19 protein-coding genes and 1 other RNA gene are annotated in these 19,966 nt (G+C 55.6%); 15 read left to right on the top strand and 5 right to left on the bottom strand.

Annotated features, from left to right (window positions below; all coding sequences use genetic code 11):
* Nucleotides 1-43: 43 nt before the first annotated feature.
* The 3 genes from CRO33_RS09930 to zapA form a co-directional block, all read right to left on the bottom strand.
* Nucleotides 44-649, bottom strand: coding sequence for a 5-formyltetrahydrofolate cyclo-ligase (locus CRO33_RS09930; protein ID WP_097118032.1), 606 nt, complete (start codon nucleotides 647-649; stop codon nucleotides 44-46).
* Between the two features lie 188 nt (nucleotides 650-837).
* A non-coding RNA gene (ssrS, locus tag CRO33_RS09925) (6S RNA) lies at nucleotides 838-1,021 on the bottom strand.
* Between the two features lie 39 nt (nucleotides 1,022-1,060).
* A complete protein-coding gene (zapA, locus tag CRO33_RS09920; protein WP_034823204.1) occupies nucleotides 1,061-1,390 on the bottom strand; it encodes a cell division protein ZapA in 330 nt (109 codons plus the stop codon).
* Nucleotides 1,391-1,560: 170 nt separating this feature from the next.
* On the opposite strand from zapA, the gene CRO33_RS09915 reads away from it, so the two are divergent.
* The 9 genes from CRO33_RS09915 (at nucleotide 1,561) to trhA (ending at nucleotide 12,675) form a co-directional block, all read left to right on the top strand.
* The gene (locus tag CRO33_RS09915) at nucleotides 1,561-2,142 is read left to right on the top strand and encodes a YecA/YgfB family protein (RefSeq protein WP_034823202.1); all 582 of its coding nucleotides are present in this window, start codon (nucleotides 1,561-1,563) and stop codon (nucleotides 2,140-2,142) included.
* Between the two features lie 48 nt (nucleotides 2,143-2,190).
* A complete protein-coding gene (pepP, locus tag CRO33_RS09910; protein WP_097118031.1) occupies nucleotides 2,191-3,513 on the top strand; it encodes a Xaa-Pro aminopeptidase in 1,323 nt (440 codons plus the stop codon).
* Nucleotides 3,510-4,688 (top strand): 2-octaprenyl-6-methoxyphenyl hydroxylase, encoded by a 1,179-nt coding sequence (ubiH, locus tag CRO33_RS09905; RefSeq protein ID WP_097118030.1) that lies wholly within the window; start codon nucleotides 3,510-3,512, stop codon nucleotides 4,686-4,688. The genes pepP and ubiH overlap by 4 nt, the downstream gene beginning before the upstream one ends.
* 20 nt (nucleotides 4,689-4,708) lie before the next feature.
* Nucleotides 4,709-5,911, top strand: coding sequence for an FAD-dependent 2-octaprenylphenol hydroxylase (gene ubiI / locus CRO33_RS09900; RefSeq protein WP_097118029.1), 1,203 nt, complete (start codon nucleotides 4,709-4,711; stop codon nucleotides 5,909-5,911).
* A gap of 526 nt (nucleotides 5,912-6,437) precedes the next feature.
* On the top strand, nucleotides 6,438-7,535 hold the full coding sequence (gcvT, locus tag CRO33_RS09895) for a glycine cleavage system aminomethyltransferase GcvT (protein WP_097118028.1): 1,098 nt from the start codon (nucleotides 6,438-6,440) through the stop codon (nucleotides 7,533-7,535).
* A gap of 19 nt (nucleotides 7,536-7,554) precedes the next feature.
* Nucleotides 7,555-7,941, top strand: coding sequence for a glycine cleavage system protein GcvH (gene gcvH / locus CRO33_RS09890; protein ID WP_097118027.1), 387 nt, complete (start codon nucleotides 7,555-7,557; stop codon nucleotides 7,939-7,941).
* 99 nt (nucleotides 7,942-8,040) lie between these two features.
* Nucleotides 8,041-10,914, top strand: a complete 2,874-nt coding sequence (gcvP, locus tag CRO33_RS09885) for an aminomethyl-transferring glycine dehydrogenase (protein WP_097118026.1) — start codon at nucleotides 8,041-8,043, stop codon at nucleotides 10,912-10,914.
* A 186-nt stretch (nucleotides 10,915-11,100) separates the two neighbouring features.
* Entirely contained in the window at nucleotides 11,101-11,844 is a 744-nt protein-coding gene (locus tag CRO33_RS09880; RefSeq protein WP_097118025.1) for an SDR family oxidoreductase, read from the top strand.
* 177 nt (nucleotides 11,845-12,021) lie between these two features.
* Nucleotides 12,022-12,675, top strand: coding sequence for a PAQR family membrane homeostasis protein TrhA (gene trhA / locus CRO33_RS09875; protein ID WP_097118024.1), 654 nt, complete (start codon nucleotides 12,022-12,024; stop codon nucleotides 12,673-12,675).
* A gap of 133 nt (nucleotides 12,676-12,808) precedes the next feature.
* On the opposite strand, the gene ygfZ is transcribed toward trhA, so the two are convergent.
* Nucleotides 12,809-13,792 (bottom strand): tRNA-modifying protein YgfZ, encoded by a 984-nt coding sequence (gene ygfZ / locus CRO33_RS09870; protein ID WP_034823187.1) that lies wholly within the window; start codon nucleotides 13,790-13,792, stop codon nucleotides 12,809-12,811.
* A 218-nt stretch (nucleotides 13,793-14,010) separates the two neighbouring features.
* On the opposite strand from ygfZ, the gene sdhE reads away from it, so the two are divergent.
* Together sdhE and CRO33_RS09860 are read left to right on the top strand one after the other, a co-directional pair.
* Nucleotides 14,011-14,277: an FAD assembly factor SdhE gene (sdhE, locus tag CRO33_RS09865; protein WP_038645011.1), complete on the top strand. Its 267-nt coding sequence runs from the start codon at nucleotides 14,011-14,013 to the stop codon at nucleotides 14,275-14,277.
* Nucleotides 14,252-14,671: a protein YgfX gene (locus CRO33_RS09860; protein ID WP_097118023.1), complete on the top strand. Its 420-nt coding sequence runs from the start codon at nucleotides 14,252-14,254 to the stop codon at nucleotides 14,669-14,671. Before sdhE ends, CRO33_RS09860 begins: the two co-directional genes overlap by 26 nt.
* On the opposite strand, the gene fldB is transcribed toward CRO33_RS09860, so the two are convergent.
* Nucleotides 14,668-15,186 carry a flavodoxin FldB gene (gene fldB, locus CRO33_RS09855; protein ID WP_097118022.1) on the bottom strand — a complete coding sequence of 173 codons (519 nt, stop codon included), beginning with the start codon at nucleotides 15,184-15,186 and terminating at the stop codon, nucleotides 14,668-14,670. The two genes, CRO33_RS09860 and fldB, sit on opposite strands and share 4 nt — an antisense overlap.
* A 102-nt stretch (nucleotides 15,187-15,288) precedes the next feature.
* Between fldB and xerD the strand changes: the two genes are divergently transcribed.
* The 4 genes from xerD to prfB all read left to right on the top strand — a co-directional run bounded on the left by xerD (nucleotide 15,289) and on the right by prfB (nucleotide 19,962).
* Complete coding sequence (xerD, locus tag CRO33_RS09850; RefSeq protein ID WP_097118021.1) at nucleotides 15,289-16,182, top strand: site-specific tyrosine recombinase XerD; 894 nt, start codon at nucleotides 15,289-15,291, stop codon at nucleotides 16,180-16,182.
* Nucleotides 16,183-16,204: 22 nt separating this feature from the next.
* The gene (gene dsbC, locus CRO33_RS09845; RefSeq protein ID WP_034823178.1) at nucleotides 16,205-16,918 is read left to right on the top strand and encodes a bifunctional protein-disulfide isomerase/oxidoreductase DsbC; all 714 of its coding nucleotides are present in this window, start codon (nucleotides 16,205-16,207) and stop codon (nucleotides 16,916-16,918) included.
* A gap of 9 nt (nucleotides 16,919-16,927) precedes the next feature.
* On the top strand, nucleotides 16,928-18,652 hold the full coding sequence (gene recJ / locus CRO33_RS09840; RefSeq protein WP_097118020.1) for a single-stranded-DNA-specific exonuclease RecJ: 1,725 nt from the start codon (nucleotides 16,928-16,930) through the stop codon (nucleotides 18,650-18,652).
* A 211-nt stretch (nucleotides 18,653-18,863) separates the two neighbouring features.
* A protein-coding gene (prfB, locus tag CRO33_RS09835) for a peptide chain release factor 2 (protein WP_097118019.1) occupies nucleotides 18,864-19,962 on the top strand; the annotation gives its coding sequence in 2 pieces (ribosomal slippage) (nucleotides 18,864-18,938 and nucleotides 18,940-19,962; 1,098 coding nt in all).
* Nucleotides 19,963-19,966 lie beyond the last annotated feature (4 nt).

Below are 19,966 nucleotides of genomic sequence, written 5' to 3'. Positions count from 1 at the left end.
TTGCTGATTGCTCAGGGCGCCACATCGTTTGGCGCCCTTTGTTTTATCGTTCGGCGCTATCCCATTGCCACAGCTTTGACGGCGTCAAAATAGCAGGCAAGGGGACATCCCATGCCGCGACTGGCAATGCCTCAACACGCTGGCAATCGTGCGCAATGCCCATCGGTAAAAAGCCATGCTGCTGCCAGTGCTGCAGGGTACGATCGTAAAAACCTCCCCCCATGCCCAATCGCTGACCCTGGTGGTCAAATGCCACTAACGGCACCAGCATCACATCCAACTGATCGAGTGTGGCCATCTGCGTGATATCCAGCGGCGGTTCCGGGATGCGCAATTTGTTCGGGGTCAGTGAGGTCTCAGGTGTATAACGCAGGAACAGCAGATGGCCGGGAGCGAAAGGATGCAGTACCGGCAAATAAACCTGCTTTTTCTGCTGCCACAGCTTGGCAATCAGCGGGCGGGTGTTGATTTCGCCATCGACAGATAAAAACAGCGCGATGCGTTGAGCATTAGCGATAGGCGCAAAGTTGATAGCGTGCTCGGCGAGCAGATCGGCAGCTTGTTCCTGCTGTTCAGGCGTAAGGTTGCGACGCAGATGGCGCACATGCTGACGAATGTCCTGGCGATCAAGTAGGGAAGGTGCGGTCATGATGCCCCCCGGCAGAGTCGGCTATTTGGCCAACTATATCATGCGAAGCGGGAGATTCGCGTCATACTTCAGGTACAGGGGGTTAACTGCGCTCATGCACCCCAATCACTCAATTTGTTAAGCTAATTGGGATTCATTTGCTTGCCGCCTTGCTGAAACATGAGTCTCTGGCGAAGGGGACGAAAGAGGAGATCTCCGAGATGCCGCCGCAGGCTGTAACCCTTGAACCCTTGGTTCAAGGTGAATATGCCGTCGCAACCATCAGGCTTCTCGGACGGACCGAGCATGCTCACAGGTTACGGAGCGTCACATTCTGTTGGTATGAAATATCGGCTCAGGGGACTGGCCCGCTTGCAAACATCTCAGAGAAAATTGACTTCACCGTTACTCTAACACGAGTACCATGAAGTGTTATTCGAATTTAGGGCCCTGGCGATCAGTTATGCGACCTTGCTCAACTAATGCTTGTTCAATGGTCTGCTGCAGCATGCGGATACGTTGTTCCATGTTTGCTGCATAGTCGCGCGTCTTGCCTTTTTCCTGTGCCAGCTCGTGGCAGATATTTAAGGCGGCGATGAACACCAGTTGCTCTGTATTGGTGACTCTAGTGCGAACTTTTAAATCTTGCAACCGTTGATTGAGATCCTCAGCAGCCAGATTCAGCGCATCTTGCTGTTCGGGAGGACAATTTACTCTCAATGAACGACCAAAAATCTGAATATCTACCGGTTGTGCAGACATGCCACCATCCTGACTGATTACTCTGTTCGCATCTCCCTTACCTGTCAATGGGTTGGGAGGTGCGCAACTATATAGAGCCGCGATATAAGTTACAACCCCTTTTCTGGAAACCCTGAGGCACCTGGTGGTAGCATAACACGAACTTATTCTGCCAACGACGACCAAAGCCTATGTCTTTACAGAACGAAACTCCTGGTTACAACGCGCTAGCCGCAGCCCTTTCTCAGCAGGGCGTGGGCATGACGCCAGCCGAAATGCACGGATTGCTGTCCGGCATTTTGTGTGGTGGCAATAAAGACACCCGCTGGAAAACCATGGTCCATGACCTCACCAACGAAGGCATGGCGTTTTCACAAAGCCTGTCACAGCCGCTGCAGGCGCTGCATGAAAATCTGAGCAATACGCTGGAAGACGAGGGTTTCATGTTCCAGCTGATGCTGCCGGAAGATGATGACATCACCGTCTTCGATCGCGCGGATGCGCTCGCGGGCTGGGTCAATCATTTCCTGCTCGGCTTAGGCGTTACGCAGCCGAAGCTGGATAAAGTCACTGGCGAAACCGGCGAAGCGATTGATGATTTGCGCACCATCGCGCAGCTCGGTTACGACGAAGATGAAGATCAGGAAGAGCTGGAGCAGTCGCTGGAAGAAGTGATTGAGTATGTGCGCGTGGCGGCCTTGCTTTGCCATGACACATTCACTCGTCAGCACACACCAACTGCGCCGGAAGTGCAAAAGCCAACGTTACACTAAGTGCGTTATTGCGGGCGCGTGGTGCCCGTTTCAACAGGGAGTGCAAACATGATTACACTGGATACTTTCCAGCAACGTCGTCAGGCGCTGATTGCCCGTATGGCACCTGGCAGCGCCGCTTTGATTTTTGCTGCACCTGAAGTGACCCGCAGCAACGACACGGAATACAACTTCCGCCAAAACAGCGACTTCTGGTATTTCACCGGGTTCAATGAACCGCAGGCGCTGCTAGTGCTGATCAAAAGTGATGACAAGCATAACCACAGCGTGCTGTTCAATCGTGTTCGCGACCTTACCGCTGAGATCTGGTTTGGCCGCCGCCTCGGGCAAGATGCCGCACCCGCTAAGCTTGGCGTTGACCGCGCTTTACCGTGGGATGACATCGGTGAGCAATTGCATCAGCTGCTCCACGGGCTTGATGTGGTGTATCACGCTCAGGGTGAGTACGCAGAAGCTGACCAACGGGTGTTCAGCGCGTTGGAAAAACTGCGGCGCGGCTTCCGTCAGAATCTCAGCGCGCCTGCCACTGTCACCGACTGGCGTCCGTGGGTGCACGATATGCGCCTGTTCAAAAGCGAAGCTGAGATTGAAATCCTGCGCCGTGCGGGAAAAATCAGTGCGCTAGCGCATACTCGTGCGATGCAAGCCTGCCGTCCGGGGATGTTTGAGTATCAGCTCGAAGGCGAAATTCACCATGAATTCAATCGCCACGGCGCACGTTTCCCTTCTTACAACACCATTGTGGGATCGGGTGAGAACGGCTGCATCCTGCATTACACCGAAAACGAAAGTGAAATGCGCGATGGTGATTTGGTGCTGATTGATGCGGGTTGTGAATTCCACGGTTATGCCGGGGACATCACCCGCACCTTCCCGGTTAATGGCAAATTCACGCAACCTCAGCGCGAGATTTACGACATCGTGCTGGCCTCGCTGTACAAAGCGCTGTCGATGTTCCGCCCTGGCATCAGCATCCACGACGTCAATGACGAAGTGGTGCACATCATGATCACCGGTCTGGTCGATCTCGGCATTCTGGAAGGCAATATCGATACGCTGTTCGAAGAGCAGGCGCACCGCCCGTTCTTCATGCACGGCTTGAGTCACTGGCTGGGGCTGGATGTGCATGACGTCGGCCATTACGGTACACCAAGCCGTGACCGCATTCTCGAACCGGGCATGGTGTTGACCATTGAACCTGGCCTGTACATTGCGCCGGATGCGAAAGTCCCACCGCAGTATCGCGGTATCGGTATCCGTATCGAAGATGACATCGTGATCACCGCTGACGGCAACGAAAACCTGACCGACAGCGTAGTAAAAGATGCCGACGCAATTGAAGCCTTGATGGCAGCGGCACGCCACGCATGAGCATTTTGATTGCAGGCGGCGGCATGACCGGGGCAACCCTGGCGCTGGCGATTTCGCATCTGACGCAAGGCCAACTGCCCGTCACGCTCATTGAGCGCAGTCTGCCGGATAGCCGCAAACATCCGGGCTTTGATGGCCGGGCGATTGCGTTAGCGGCGGGCACCTGTCAGCAGCTGGCGGATATCGATGTATGGCGCTCGCTCGCAGATTGCGGCACGCCGATCACGGATATTCACGTCTCTGACCGTGGCCACACCGGTTTTGTGCAGCTCAAGGCGGATGATTATCAGGTCCCAGCGCTGGGGCAGGTGGTTGAGCTGTTTGATGTGGGTCAGCGCCTGTTCCAGCGTCTGAAAAGTGCGCCTGGTGTGACGCTGCGCTGCCCGGATTACGTCACGACGGTGGTGCGATCAGCTGAATCTGTCACGGTGACACTCAACAGCGGCGAGCAGCTACAGGGCGAGTTGCTGGTGGCAGCCGATGGCTCACGTTCGCCCCTTGCGGCGTCCTGTGGCATCAGCTGGCAGCGGGACGATTACCAGCAGCTGGCGGTGATCGCCAACGTCACCACGCAGCAGCCGCATCAGGGTCGCGCGTTTGAACGCTTTACCGAGTACGGCCCGCTGGCGCTGTTACCGATGTCTGGCAATCGCATGTCGCTGGTGTGGTGCCACCCCGTTGAGGCTGAAGCCACGGTGAAACAGTGGGATGATGCAACTTTCCTGCGCGAGCTTCAGCTGGCGTTTGGCTGGCGCTTAGGGCGTTTCACCCATGCCGGCCAGCGCGAAGTGTATCCGCTGGGGCTGCAAACCGCAGAGCGTCAGGTGGCGCATCGCCTGGCGTTGGTGGGCAACGCGGCGCAAACGCTGCATCCTATTGCGGGCCAGGGTTTTAACCTGGGCTTGCGCGATGTGATGTCGCTGGCGGAAACGCTGGCAGGCGCGCATCGTCAGCAGCAGGATGTTGGCGGCTATGGCGTTTTGCAGCACTTCGCTGCACGCCGTCAACCGGATCGCGCCGCGACAATCGGCGTGACCGATGGCCTGGTGCGGCTGTTTGCCAATCGTTATGCGCCCTTAGTGGCGGGAAGAAATCTTGGGCTGGTGGCAATGGACCATCTGCCATGGCTGCGAAACCCACTTGCCGCGCGCACGCTCGGCTGGGTGAAGCGTTGAGCATGAATTAAGGGGCAGCAATGCAAACATTTGATGTGGCTATTGCCGGTGGCGGTATGGTAGGTCTGGCCGTCGCCTGCGGATTACAGGGCAGCGGCCTGCGTGTTGCCGTGCTGGAGAAAGCACCTGAGCCACAATTTGATCCATCGAGCGCCGCATCGATTCGCGTCTCGGCGATCAATGCTGCCAGCGAACGTCTGCTGCAAAAGCTGGATGTCTGGTCCAGCATCCTGGCGTTGCGCGCCAGTGCCTATCACGGCATGGAAGTGTGGGATCAAGACAGCTTTGGTTCCATCAGCTTTGATGATGAGCAGCAAGGCTTATCCCATCTCGGCCATATTATTGAAAACGAAGTGATTCACAGCGCACTGTGGCAGCGCGCCAGTCAGTGCAGCGATATCACCTTATTTGCCCCTGCGCAGTTGCAGCAGGTGGCCTTTGGCGACAACGAAGCGTTCGTCACTTTGCAGGACGGCAGCATGATGAGTGCGCGCCTGCTGATTGCCGCGGATGGGGCAAACTCGTGGCTGCGCGACAAAGCCGATATCCCGATTACCTTCTGGGATTACGATCATCACGCGCTGGTCGCCAATATCCGCACCGATATGCCGCACGATGCGATTGCGCGTCAGGTGTTCCATGGCGACGGCATTCTGGCGTTCCTGCCTATGCAGGACCCGCACCTGTGCTCTATCGTCTGGTCGCTCTCACCGCAGGAAGCGGCCCGCGTGCAGTCGATGCCAGAAGCATTATTCAACCAGCATTTGTCGGTCGCCTTCGATATGCGCCTCGGCTTGTGCCATGTTGAAAGCGAGCGCAAAACCTTCCCACTGATGGCGCGCTATGCCCGTAACTTTGCCGCGCACCGCCTGGCACTGGTGGGCGATGCCGCGCACACCATTCATCCGCTGGCCGGACAGGGCGTTAACCTTGGCTTCATGGATGCCGCGGAACTGATCGGTGAAATTCGTCGTCTGCATCAGGAAGGCAAAGATATCGGGCAGCACCTGTATCTGCGTCGTTATGAGCGCAGCCGCAAGCACAGTGCGGCAATGATGCTGGCGGGCATGCAGGGATTCCGTGAGCTGTTTGCCGGCACCCATCCGGCGAAAAAGCTACTGCGTGATGTGGGATTGAAACTGGCTGACACATTGCCGGGCGTCAAACCGATGATGCTGAAGCAGGCCATGGGGCTGAATGATATGCCCAGCTGGATTCGCTAAACTCTCTTCAAATGGCGCCGATACAGGCGCCATTTTTTTGCTTGATTCACTGCGCCGTCATACCTGAAACCCATCCTGATATTGCTCATGTAGTGATGGGACACTGCGGTTCAGTAAAAAAACCGCACTTAAACTGTTTTTAACCCCTATGCACTGCTCTGGTGCGCCTCTGCACTCAAATTGCGCCTCGTTTGATTTATTCTAATTTTACTCGCCAATTCGCATTACTTTAACTAATGAAGGTGTCGCGGGTTCGCCGGACCTATTTCCCGTACTGAGGCGTGCGTTCCATTATCAGGCTGTGTTTATCGTTATTAATTGTATTTTATGCGCGGTTAATCACAAAAATGCAGTGAATTGTGCTGTGGTGGGTTTGGTGCGTGCTGAAGGGTGGTACTGTTTCGCCCTCGTTTTCCTTATGGTTAATCGCCGCGTTCGGTGGTAACTTCAGCACAAAGAGAACGTTTGCGTCAGCCTGTACAGGCGGCGCAGGCGCGTCACACTCACTTGTTTTCACAGGATGGTTATGACTCAGCAAACGCCTCTATTCGAACAGCATCAGGCATGCGGTGCGCGCATGGTGGACTTCCATGGCTGGATGATGCCACTGCATTACGGCTCGCAAATGGATGAGCATCATGTGGTGCGCAACGATGCCGGTATGTTTGATGTTTCCCACATGACCATCGTCGATCTGCACGGTGTCCGCACCCGTGAATTCCTGCGTTATCTGCTGGCCAACGATGTCGCCAAACTGACGCAACCCGGCAAAGCCCTCTACACCGGCATGCTGAATGCCTCGGCTGGCGTCATTGATGATTTGATTGTTTACTTTATGACCGAAGACTTTTTCCGCTTAGTGGTGAACTCCGCGACGCGTGAGAAGGATTTGGCGTGGATCAAACAGCACGCTCAGCCGTTTGGTGTCGAACTCACCGAGCGTGACGACCTGGCGCTGATTGCCGTACAAGGCCCGCAGGCGCAGCAGAAAGCACAGACGTCGTTTACTGCGGCGCAGCGTGAAGCTGTAGCGGGCATGAAACCGTTCTTCGGTGTGCAAAGCGAAAACCTGTTCATCGCCACCACCGGTTACACCGGTGAAGCTGGCTATGAAATTGCGATGCCGAACAGTGAAGCGGCTGATTTCTGGCAGAAGCTGCTGGCGGCAGGCGTCAAACCGGCTGGCCTGGGGGCGCGTGACACGCTGCGTCTGGAAGCGGGGATGAATCTCTACGGTCAGGAAATGGATGAAGGCGTTTCACCGCTGGCGGCCAATATGGGTTGGACGGTGAGCTGGGAACCTGCCGATCGCGATTTCATCGGCCGCGAGGCGCTAGAAGCGCAACGTGAACATGGCACTGAAAAGCTGGTGGGTTTGATCATGACCGAAAAAGGGGTGTTACGAAACGGCTTGCCGGTGCGTTTCACCGATGAACAAGGTCAGCCACAGCAGGGTATTATTACCAGTGGTTCCTTCTCCCCGACGCTGGGTTACAGCATCGCGCTGGCACGTGTGCCAGCGGGCATTGGTGAGCAAGCGATTGTAGAGATCCGCAATCGTGAAATGCCGGTGAAAGTCACCAAACCGATTTTTGTTCGCGCCGGCAAGCCGGTCGCTCAGTAATTTTTCAGGAGAAATGGCGATGAGCAATGTGCCTAATGAATTGAAATACCGCGATAGTCACGAGTGGGTGCGTGAAGAAGCCGATGGCACCTTCACCGTGGGTATCACCGAACACGCGCAGGAACTGCTGGGCGATATGGTGTTTGTGGATCTGCCTGATGTGGGCGCCACTTTCGCTGCCGGTGATGACTGTGCCGTCGCGGAGTCCGTGAAAGCTGCCTCAGACATCTATGCACCACTGAGCGGTGAAATCGTTGCCGTGAACAAAGAGCTGGCCGACGCACCGGAGCTGGTCAACAGCGAACCGTACGCCGCAGGCTGGTTATTCCGTATCAAAGCCAGCGATGTTTCAGAACTTGATTCGATGCTCGACGCCGATGCCTACAAAGGCGCTATCGACGAGTAACCGGTAGTCATCGGAGGTGCTGCATTGCAGCGCCTTCTTTTTTATCTGCCTGATTTAATGCCATTTTTGTAACTCAGCCCGATTCAGGATTTACTGCAAATGACCCAGACTCTCAGCCAGCTTGAACACAACGGTGCCTTCATTGAGCGCCATATCGGTCCTACACCCGCGCAGCAGGCCACCATGCTGGAAGCGATTGGTGCCAGCTCTCTGGAATCACTGATCAGCGCCATCGTGCCTGCCGACATCCAATTGCCAGGCCCGCCTGCGGTCGGTGATGCCGCGACCGAACAGCAAGCGCTGGCAGAGCTGAAAGCCATTGCCAGTCAGAACCAAATCTACAAATCCTGGATCGGCATGGGCTACAGTGCCGTGATCACCCCACCGGTTATCCTGCGTAACATGCTGGAAAACCCAGGCTGGTACACCGCGTACACCCCGTATCAGCCAGAAGTATCGCAGGGCCGCCTTGAAGCGCTGCTGAACTTCCAGACCCTGACGCTGGACTTAACCGGTCTGGATATCGCCTCTGCTTCACTGCTCGATGAAGCCACTGCCGCCGCCGAAGCGATGGCGATGGCGAAGCGCGTCAGCAAACTGAAAAATGCCGGTAAATTCTTTATCGCCGAAGACATCCATCCGCAAACGCTGGATGTGGTGCGCACGCGTGCAGAAACCTTTGGTTTTGAACTGATCATCGACAGCGCCAGCAAAGCGCTGGATCACGACGACCTGTTTGGCGTGCTGCTGCAGCAAGTGGGCACCAGCGGTGAAGTGCATGACTACCGTGCACTGATTGCCGAGCTGAAAAGCCGCAAAGTGGTGGTGAGCGTGGCCGCCGATTTCATGGCGCTGGTGCAGTTAGAAGCACCGGGCAAGCAGGGCGCAGATATCGTTTTTGGTTCCGCTCAGCGCTTTGGTGTGCCGATGGGTTACGGCGGTCCACACGCTGCGTTCTTCGCCAGCCGCGATGAGCACAAACGTTCAATGCCGGGTCGTATCATCGGTGTTTCACGTGATGCTGCAGGCAACACTGCACTGCGTATGGCGATGCAGACCCGTGAGCAGCACATCCGTCGTGAGAAGGCCAACTCCAACATCTGTACATCACAGGTGCTGCTGGCAAACATCGCCGGCCTGTATGCGGTTTATCATGGTCCGGCGGGCCTGAAGCGCATCGCCTCGCGCATTCATCGTCTGACCAGTATTCTGGCCGCTGGCCTGAAAAACGGTGGACTGAAGCTGCGTCACAACAGCTGGTTCGATACCTTAACGGTTGAAGTCGCCGATAAAGCCGAAGTGCTGAATCGCGCGCTGAGCTTTGGCGTCAACCTGCGCAGTGACGTGCTCAACGGCGTGGGTATCACGCTGGATGAAACCACCTCACGCGAAGATGTGCAGACGCTGTTTGCCATTCTGCTGGGTGATGCGCACGGTCAGGATATTGATGCTCTGGATACCAGCGTAGCCGCGGAAAACAGCGCGATCCCGGCAGGCATGTCGCGTGAAAGCGAGTTCCTGACCCATCCAGTGTTTAACCGTCATCACAGCGAAACCGAGATGATGCGTTACATGCACAGCCTGGAGAAAAAGGATCTGGCGCTGAACCAGGCGATGATCCCGCTCGGTTCGTGCACCATGAAACTCAACGCCGCAGCCGAAATGATCCCGATCACCTGGCCAGAATTCGCCGAGCTGCATCCATTCTGCCCGGCAGAACAGGCTTCAGGCTATCTGCAGATGATTGGCCAGCTGTCACAGTGGCTGGTACAGCTCACCGGTTACGATGCGCTCTGCATGCAGCCAAACTCCGGTGCGCAGGGTGAATATGCTGGTCTGCTGGCGATTCGTCGTTATCACGAGAGTCGCAACGAAGGTGGACGTAATGTCTGCCTGATCCCAAGTTCTGCGCACGGTACTAACCCGGCTTCCGCACAGATGGCGGGCATGGCAGTGGTGGTGGTGGCCTGTGATAAACAAGGCAACATCGATCTCGGCGATCTGCGTGAGAAAGCCGCTCAGGTTGGCGATGAGCTGTCTTGCATCATGGTGACCTATCCTTCAACCCACGGCGTGTACGAAGAAACCATTCGTGAAGTGTGCCAGATCGTGCATCAGTATGGCGGTCAGGTTTACCTGGATGGCGCCAACATGAACGCCCAGGTGGGCATCACCACGCCAGGTTACATCGGCGCAGATGTCTCGCACCTTAACCTGCATAAAACCTTCTGCATTCCGCACGGCGGTGGCGGCCCAGGTATGGGACCGATTGGTGTGAAAGCGCATCTGGCTCCGTTTGTACCGGGTCACAGCGTGGTGCAAATTGATGGTGTGCTGACGCAGCAAGGTGCGGTCTCTGCCGCACCATTCGGTAGTGCCTCGATTCTGCCAATCAGCTGGATGTACATCCGCATGATGGGCGCGGAAGGTCTGAAGCAGGCGAGTTCGGTAGCCATTCTGAATGCCAACTACATTGCCAGCCGTCTGCAATCGGCTTATCCGATTCTGTATGCAGGTCGCGATGGTCGCGTGGCGCACGAATGTATTCTCGATATCCGTCCGCTGAAAGAGCAGACCGGCATCAGCGAGCTGGATATTGCCAAACGTCTGATCGATTACGGCTTCCACGCGCCAACCATGTCCTTCCCGGTGGCCGGAACACTGATGGTTGAGCCAACGGAATCAGAAAGCAAAATCGAGCTGGATCGCTTTATCGATGCAATGCTCTCCATCCGCATGGAGATCGACCGCGTCGCCGATGGCGAATGGCCAGCCGAGGATAATCCACTGGTAAATTCACCTCATACTCAGATGGAGATCGTTGGCGAGTGGGCGCATCCGTACACCCGCGAACTGGCGGTGTTCCCGGCGGGTAGCGCCAACAAATACTGGCCAACCGTGAAGCGTCTGGATGATGTGTTTGGTGACCGCAACGTGTTCTGCTCCTGTGTTCCAATGAGCGAATACCAATAATTTAGCGGTTGTGCTGGGGGGTGCCATGGCGTTGGTCGCTCCCATTCATCCCGTTCACGGACTACTGTGGATTACCGGGATGAGTGGTGACTGCTACTTTGTGCAACTCAAATTATTTTGGCTAAACACATTTTGATCCCTAATCTAAGGGCCGAGAAATCGGCCCTTTTTCTATTTGGAGGCAACATGGATTTCGCATTAGTCACCGGCGGTAGCCGTGGCATTGGACGCGCAACAGCCTTGATGCTGGCGCAGGCGGGTTATCGTGTTGCAGTTAACTATCGTAAGCGCGCCACTGAGGCTCAGCAGGTCGTGACTGAGATCGAAGCACAGGGCGGCAGCGCCTTTGCCGTGCAGGCGGATATCGCCGATGAGGCTCAGGTCGTGCGCATGTTTCAACAGCTTGATCAGCAGGCAGGCAACCTGCGCGTGCTGGTCAATAATGCCGGGATTTTATTTACGCAGTGCCGCGTAGAAGATCTCGATGCGGAACGTATTCAGCGCGTGTTCGCCACCAACGTTACTGGCACCTTTATCTGCTGTCGTGAAGCGGTAAAGCGCATGAGCACCGCACACGGCGGGCAGGGCGGTTCGATCATCAATGTCTCCTCAGCGGCAGCGCGTCTCGGTGCACCAGGCGAGTATGTTGATTACGCGGCGTCAAAAGGGGCTATGGATACCCTGACCAAAGGCTTATCACTGGAAGTGGCGGCGCAGGGCATTCGCGTCAATAGCGTGCGGCCGGGCTTAATCTATACCGAGATGCACGCGGATGGGGGGGAACCAGGCAGAGTTGATCGTGTTGCCAGCTCACTACCGATGCAGCGCGGCGGTCAGGCCGAAGAGATCGCCGCAGCTATCATCTGGCTGGCAAGTGATGCCGCTTCTTACGTCACCGGCACCTTTATTGATGCGGCAGGTGGCCGCTAATCTTCTGATTGACTATCCGACAGTGAGGCAGCGTGATCAACGGCGCTGCCATCGGCCATTTGTCACACGCCTGTCATAGAATTATTTTAGCGTACATGTGTACTCTGAAATTTTTCCCGGTTACCCTGATGTTGATAAAAAACACAGTTCTTAACCCTCTTTCCAGGATGTTAGCGCATGGCACAGAATCGTATACTTGCTCAGGGCTACTCGGTAGCCGAAGAGATCGCCAACAGCATTAGCCACGGAATTGGCTGCATATTCGGCATTGTTGGATTGGTGTTGCTGCTAACACAAGCGGTTGAAATGCGAGCCGACACCATTGCGATTACCAGCTACAGTCTGTATGGCGGCAGCATGATTTTACTGTTCCTCGCCTCAACGCTCTATCACGCCATTCCGCACCAAAAAGCGAAATATTGGCTGAAGAAATTTGACCACTGTGCGATCTATTTACTGATCGCGGGCACTTATACGCCTTTCCTGCTGGTGGGACTGAAATCACCGCTGGCGCAAGGGTTAATGGTGGTGATCTGGAGCCTGGCGCTGGCAGGCATCATCTTTAAACTGACGATTGCACACCGCTTTAAAGCGCTGTCGCTGGTCACCTATCTCAGCATGGGTTGGTTGTCGCTGGTGGTGATTTATCAGTTGGCGACCAGGCTGTCAGCCGGAGGTGTGTGGTTGCTGGCTGCGGGCGGGATTGTCTACTCGCTAGGGGTGATTTTCTATGTCTCGCGGCGTATTCCATACAACCACGCTATCTGGCACGGCTTTGTGCTGGGTGGCAGCGTGTTGCACTTCTGCGCGATCTATTTTTATGTCGCCTGAGCTTACTGAGCGGTTGATATAAAAAGTGCCACCACCGGGTGTGACTTTCGACAAAGTCGCCATAAATGGCGACCTTACGGGGAAACATGCGGGGTTACTTAAGGTGCGCATTCATGCGCACCTGGAATGCAAATCAATCGACCAATGAATACGGCAGTGGCTGAATCGTCAGTTTCCCGCCTTCATCACCTTCCACGCGCAGCACACTGTCCGGCTCCAGGTCGTTGTTCATCACCACCTGCACCCACACGCTACCGTCATCCAGCTGCACACTGCTCAATACGGTGCCGGTACGACGCCATTTGTCGCCCATTTGCAGCTCCATCGAACCGTCAGCCTGCGGTACTTTGCTGGCGCTGCCCGCCAGCCAGTAAAGCGCACGCTTGTTGGCCCCGCGGAATTTAGCTCGCGCCACCATCTCCTGACCGGTGTAACAGCCTTTCTTAAAGCTAATCGCATCCAGCGCCTGCAGGTTGGTTGCCTGCGGAATCAACTGCGCGCTGGTGGCGGTTTCAATCACCGGAATGCCCGCTTCAATATCCAGCGCCAGCCACTGCGTGCTGTCATTGAACTGTGCAGCACCGGCTAACTTCTCTTTCAACGTTTCTGCCTGAGCCAGCGTGGTCACCAGCAGGAAACGTTCGGCGGGGTGTTCAAACCACAGCAGCGTGCTCTCGCCTTGTTGTACCACCGGTGTTTCTGCATCCGGCAGGGTGGCAAACACATCAGCCAGTGCCGTGCGTGCCTGAAAACCGGCCACACCCAGCAGCACTGCATCATCATCGGCAGCGATGGTGACTTTGGCGAACACCGCATATTTCTTCAGTTCGTTAAGTTGCTGCTCACGCAGATTGCGGCGGACGATGTAGGCGTAACCTTCACCGCGATGAAACAGACGCAGATTACTCCACATTTTACCTTTGGCATCACAATGGGCTGCCGGACGATGCTGGGTGGCGTCCATTGCAGCAACATCTAAAGTGACCTGGCCTTGCAGATATGACGTACTGTCTTTGCCCTGCACCGACACCAGCGCCCACTCGTCGAGGGAGATCAGGGTTAATGGCAGGCGTGAGGCCGCAGCAGGCTGGCGTGGCGGAAGGGTGAAAATCGGCATGGGTGCGTCCTGATTAATAACAATATTGCTTCCAATGTTAAAAGAGCAGTGCTGCTTTGCAACCTGTTTACCTCATCTGGCGCACAAATCGCGTGATAACCCTGCAATGGGTAGAACTGTTGTGCGCAATTTCACGCAGCATTCAGCGCTGCGCCTGCAGGCAGAGAAAAAAGCAGGTACACTGAGCGCCACTGTTTTCAGCCATGGAAAAAAGACACATGGAAATTCATGATAAAGCTCGCGTTCAGTGGGCGTGCCGTCGCGGCATGCTGGAGCTGGATGTCTCCATCATGCCGTTCTTCAAATACGAATATGACTCGCTCACTGACACCGATAAGCAGGTGTTTATCGCCCTGCTCAAGAGTGACGATCCTGACCTGTTTAACTGGTTGATGAACCACGGCGAGCCCGCTGATCCAGAGTTCAAGCGCATGGTGCAACTGATTCAGCAACGCAACCGTGAACGCGGACCGGTTCCAATGTGATGTGCAGCCGTCACGCAGCGCTCGGGCGCTTAACGTGACGCTGTATGTGCTGTTCACCGTTTGGCTGTTGAGTCTTGAGTGGCCCGAGGGCTGGGCGTGGGGCAAAGCCCCGCTGCTGATTCTGATGCTGCTGGAGTGCGGGCGCAATGAGCGTCGGCTCAGGCAGCGCACCGGTCGCTTAGGGCTGGATGAACAGGGTGACTGGCATTGGCATGGAAAGCGCTGGCAATTAGCACGGCAGGCAGATTGGTTGCCTTTCGGCGTATTGTTAACGTTGCAAAACCAGCAGGGCACGCGCTGGCGACTGTGGTTGATGATGGATAACCTGCCGCCCTATGCATGGCGCTCACTGCGCGCCTGCTGTTTTCTGCGTGACAGAGATGCGTCGCGTTAAAGCAGTGCAGCCGTTTCCGTCAGAATCTGTTCGCACCACTGTTCGACACGATCTTCACTCAGCTCGAACTGATTCACGTCGTCGAGTGCCAGGCCAACAAACTGGGTGCCGTCAGCCGTGAGTGGTTTTTTGCTGACAAACTCATAACCTTCCAGCGGCCAGTAACCGACAAACTGCACGCCCATCGGCTGCAGTAACTCATGCAACATGCCGAGTGCATCTAAGAACCATTCTGAATATTCAGCCTGATCGCCCATGCCGTACAGCGCGACAATTTTTCCCTGCAAATTCAGCGCGGGCAGTTGCTGCCACACTGCTTCCCAGTCCTCCTGCAACTCACCGAAATCCCAGGTGGGAATGCCGAGGATCAGCAAATCGTACTGCTCCATCAGCGAGGGATCCTCATCTTTGAGGTTGTGCAGCGTGACTAACTCTTCACCGATAAAATCGCGAATCTTCTCCGCCGTCATCTCGGTGTAACAGGTACTTGAACCGTAAAACAGACCGATATTCATGCAATTAATGCTCTGACTGAAACTCACTTTGGCGCAATTGTACCAGAAGCAGGTGACTTTCAGGCATAATGAGCACGATTTCACACGTGTTTGGGGGGAACCGTGCAGGATTGCGATCTGATTGAACAATTTCTGGATGCGCTCTGGATTGAGCGTAACCTGGCGCAAAATACCCTTGCGTCTTATCGCCAGGATTTGCAAACGCTCACCGGCTGGCTACACCACCACGAACGCACGCTGCTGACGCTGGAAGCGCTCGATCTTCAGCAGTTTCTCGCCGAACGCGTCGAAGGCGGCTACAAGGCCACCAGTTCTGCGCGCACGCTCAGCGCGATGCGTCGCCTGTTTCAATACCTCTATCGCGAAAAGCTGCGCAGTGACGACCCCAGCGCACTGCTCTCCGCGCCCAAACTGCCGCAGCGATTGCCTAAAGACCTCAGTGAAAACCAGGTAGAACGTCTGCTGCAGGCACCGAGTATTGATGTGCCGCTTGAGCTACGTGACAAAGCGATGCTGGAACTGCTGTATGCCACCGGTTTACGTGTGTCGGAGCTGGTAGGCTTAACCCTCAGCGACATCAGTTTGCGTCAGGGCGTGGTGCGAGTGATTGGTAAAGGTAATAAAGAGCGACTTGTGCCATTAGGTGAAGAAGCGATTTACTGGCTGGAGCATTATATGGCGCACGGTCGACCGTGGTTGTTGAATGGGCAAACGCTGGATGTGATGTTCCCCAGTAACCGCGCGCAACAAATGACGCGTCAGACTTTCTGGCATCGCATCAAACACTATGCCACCCTTGCCGGTATCGACAGCGAAAAGCTATCACCTCACGTGCTTCGTCACGCATTTGCCACACATTTACTGAACCACGGTGCGGATTTGCGCGTCGTACAGATGTTGCTGGGACACAGCGACCTCTCCACCACCCAAATTTATACGCATGTGGCCACTGAGCGCCTGCGTCAGTTACATCAACAGCATCATCCGCGTGCTTGAACCGCGGCAACAAGGAATTGAGATGAAAAAACAGTTAACGATGCTGGCATTGCTGGTCAGCGCCTTTGCCGGTCTGGCTCATGCCGATGACAGCGCGATTCAGCAAGCATTGAAAAAACTCGGATTGCAGCAGACAGAGATTCAGTCTTCACCGCTGCCAGGCATGAAAACCGTGTTGACCGAAAGTGGCGTGCTGTACGTCTCTGAAGATGGCAAACACATGATTCAGGGCCCACTATACGATGTTAGCGGTGCGCAGCCGGTAAACGTCACCAACCAGCTACTGGACAAAAAAATCACCGCGCTGGCGCCGGAAATGATCGTTTATAAAGCGCCAAAAGAGCAGCACGTGATTACCGTGTTTACCGACATCACCTGTGGCTACTGCCGTAAGCTGCATGAGCAGATGGCCGACTACAACGCGCTGGGCATCACCGTGCGTTACCTCGCTTTCCCGCGTGAAGGTCTGCACGGTCAGGTGGAAAAAGCCATGCGCGCCATCTGGTGCAGCGCCGATCGCAACAAAGCCTTTGATGCAGCGATGAAAGGCGATGCGCCGCAGATGGATGCGCCAGAAACCTGCAAAATCAATCTGGATAAGCATTATCAGCTGGGCATCTTGTACGGTATTCAGGGCACGCCTGCCATTCTTACCGATACCGGAATGATGATCCCTGGCTATCAGGGCCCGCAGGAGCTGAAACAGGTTCTTGATGGTCAGAAGCGAGGCGGTTAATCCACAGTGATGCATTCTGTCGAACTGCGTCGGCGTGAAATTCAGGCCGACGCCAGCTTACCTGATACCTTACCGCCGCTACTGCGCCGCCTGTACCTGCAACGCGGTGTAAAAGAGGCCGCCGAACTTGAGCGCGGTGCCAAAAACCTACTGCCGTGGCAAACGCTGGGTGGCATCGATCAAGCGGTAGCGTTGTTGCACCAGATGCTGGAAACCGGTCGCCGTATTATGGTGGTCGGCGATTTCGATGCCGATGGCGCAACCAGCACCGCGTTAACCGTCTTAGCGCTGCGCAGCATGGGCGGCAATGTCGATTATCTGGTGCCGAACCGCTTTGAAGATGGCTACGGCCTGAGCCCTGAAGTGGTCGAACAGGCGCGCGCGCGCGGTGCGGAGATGATTCTCACCGTGGATAACGGCATCTCTTCCCATGCAGGCGTAGAAACCGCCCATCAGCACGGTATTCCCGTGCTGATCACCGATCACCACTTGCCTGGCGAAACGTTGCCAGCAGCGGAAGCGATCGTTAACCCGAATCTCAATGACAGTGCCTTCCCTTCGCGGTCGTTGGCCGGTGTGGGCGTGGCGTTTTATCTGATGCTGGCGCTGCGTGCACACCTGCGTTTGCAGAACTGGTTTAGTGATGGCCGAAACGAGCCCAATCTGGCGGAGTGGCTGGATCTGGTGGCGCTAGGTACAGTGGCTGACGTGGTGCCGCTGGATGCCAATAACCGCATTCTGGTGTGGCAGGGCTTGAGCCGCATCCGCGCTGGAAAATGCCGGGCGGGGATTCGCGCGCTGCTGGAGATCGCCAACCGCGATGCGCGTCAGTTGGCGGCCAGCGATCTCGGTTTTGCCGTCGGGCCTCGCCTCAATGCAGCCGGTCGACTGGATGATATGTCGGTCGGTGTGGCACTGCTGCTCACCGAAGACATTGCGCAGGCGCGCATGCTTGCCAACGAGCTTGATGCGCTGAACCAGACGCGCAAAGAGATTGAGCAGGGCATGAAGAGCGAAGCGCTGGCGCTGTGTGATGAGCTGGAACGCCAGCACACCGATTTGCCGCTGGGGCTGGCCTTCTATCATCCCGAATGGCATCAGGGCGTGGTCGGCATTCTGGCCTCACGGCTGAAAGAGCGTTTCCATCGCCCGGTGATCGCCTTCGCGCCAGCGGGCGACGGCACGCTTAAAGGCTCGGGCCGCTCGATTGCGGGGCTGCACTTACGTGATGCACTGGAGCGTCTTGATACGCTCTATCCTGGCTTGATGATCAAGTTTGGTGGGCATGCCATGGCGGCGGGCCTGTCGCTGGAAACCGAGAAGTATGATCTGTTCCGCGAACGCTTCGCCGCGCTGATCGACGAGTGGTTAGATGGTGAAGCGCTGCAGGGTGTGATTTGGTCCGATGGCGAACTGCATGCGCAGGAATTCACGCTGCACACCGCTGAAATGCTGCGTGAAGCCGGTCCCTGGGGCCAGGCTTTTCCGGAGCCAGTGTTCGACGGCCAGTTCAAATTGCTGCAACAAAAGCTGGTGGGCGAGCGCCACCTCAAGGTGATGATTGAGCCTCTGGGCGGCGGCCCACTATTGGATGGCATCGCGTTTAACGTTGATACGACCTTGTGGCCGGATACCAGCGTGCGCCAGGTGAAACTGGCCTACAAACTCGATATCAACGAATACCGTGGCAACCGCTCGGTTCAACTGATTATCGACCATATCTGGCCGCTATAACCGCATCATTCATTCGGGGGCGTCTAAAAGCGCACCCGGTAACCTGCAGCGAGTGACCCTGGTTCGCCATGGTGGGTAACCGAATCCCTTTGGGCGCACTGTTGCGCTATCTCGCATACCTGCAATGCTACAAAGTACGCGCAGTTTCGGGTAAACTAGCGCGTTACTTTTTATCCCCTTTCACCGAATCGTCAAAAAAGACTGAAAAGCCATGTTTGAAATTAATCCGGTCAAAAATCGTATTCAAGACCTCACCGAGCGCAGCGACGTTCTTAGGGGGTATCTTTGACTATGATGCCAAGAAAGAACGCCTCGAAGAAGTAAACGCCGAGCTGGAACAGCCTGACGTCTGGAACGAACCTGAACGCGCGCAGGCGCTGGGTAAAGAACGCGCTTCGCTGGAAGCGGTGGTAGAAACCTTAGATCATATGCGTCAGGGCCTGGAAGATGTGCAGGGCTTGCTGGATCTGGCGGTAGAAGCCGACGACGAAGAGACCTTCAACGAAGCCGTTATCGAGCTGGATGGTTTAGAAGCCAAGCTGGGCGAACTCGAATTCCGTCGCATGTTCTCTGGCGAGTATGACAGCGCCGACTGCTACATGGATATTCAGGCCGGTTCTGGCGGTACTGAAGCGCAAGACTGGGCCAGTATGCTGCTGCGCATGTACCTGCGTTGGGCAGAGGCCAAAGGTTATAAAACCGAAATCATTGAAGAGTCAGACGGTGAAGTGGCCGGTACTAAATCCGCCACCATTAAAATCATCGGTGACTACGCGTTTGGCTGGCTGCGTACCGAAACTGGCGTCCATCGCCTGGTGCGTAAGAGTCCATTTGACTCCGGCGGCCGTCGTCATACCTCATTCAGTTCGGTGTTTATCTACCCGGAAGTGGATGACAACATCGATATCGACATCAATCCCGCCGATCTGCGTATCGACGTTTACCGTGCCTCTGGCGCGGGCGGCCAGCACGTTAACAAAACCGAGTCTGCGGTGCGTATTACCCACTTGCCGACCAACATTGTGGTGCAGTGCCAGAACGACCGTTCACAGCACAAAAACAAAGATCAAGCTTTCAAGCAGTTGCGTGCGAAGCTGTACGAATATGAGATGCAGAAGAAAAACGCTGACAAGCAGGCCGCGGAAGACAACAAATCCGACATTGGCTGGGGCAGTCAGATTCGCTCATACGTACTTGACGATTCACGTATCAAAGATCTGCGCACTGGCGTAGAGACGCGCAACACGCAAGCGGTGCTGGATGGCGACATCGACCGTTTCATTGAAGCAAGTTTAAAAGCAGGGTTATAAGGAA

This window comes from Pantoea sp. GL120224-02, assembly GCF_900215395.1.
GTDB lineage: Bacteria > Pseudomonadota > Gammaproteobacteria > Enterobacterales > Enterobacteriaceae > Pantoea > Pantoea communis.
Note: the sequence above shows the minus strand (reverse complement) of the source record. Positions and strands in the feature narration are given on the sequence as shown.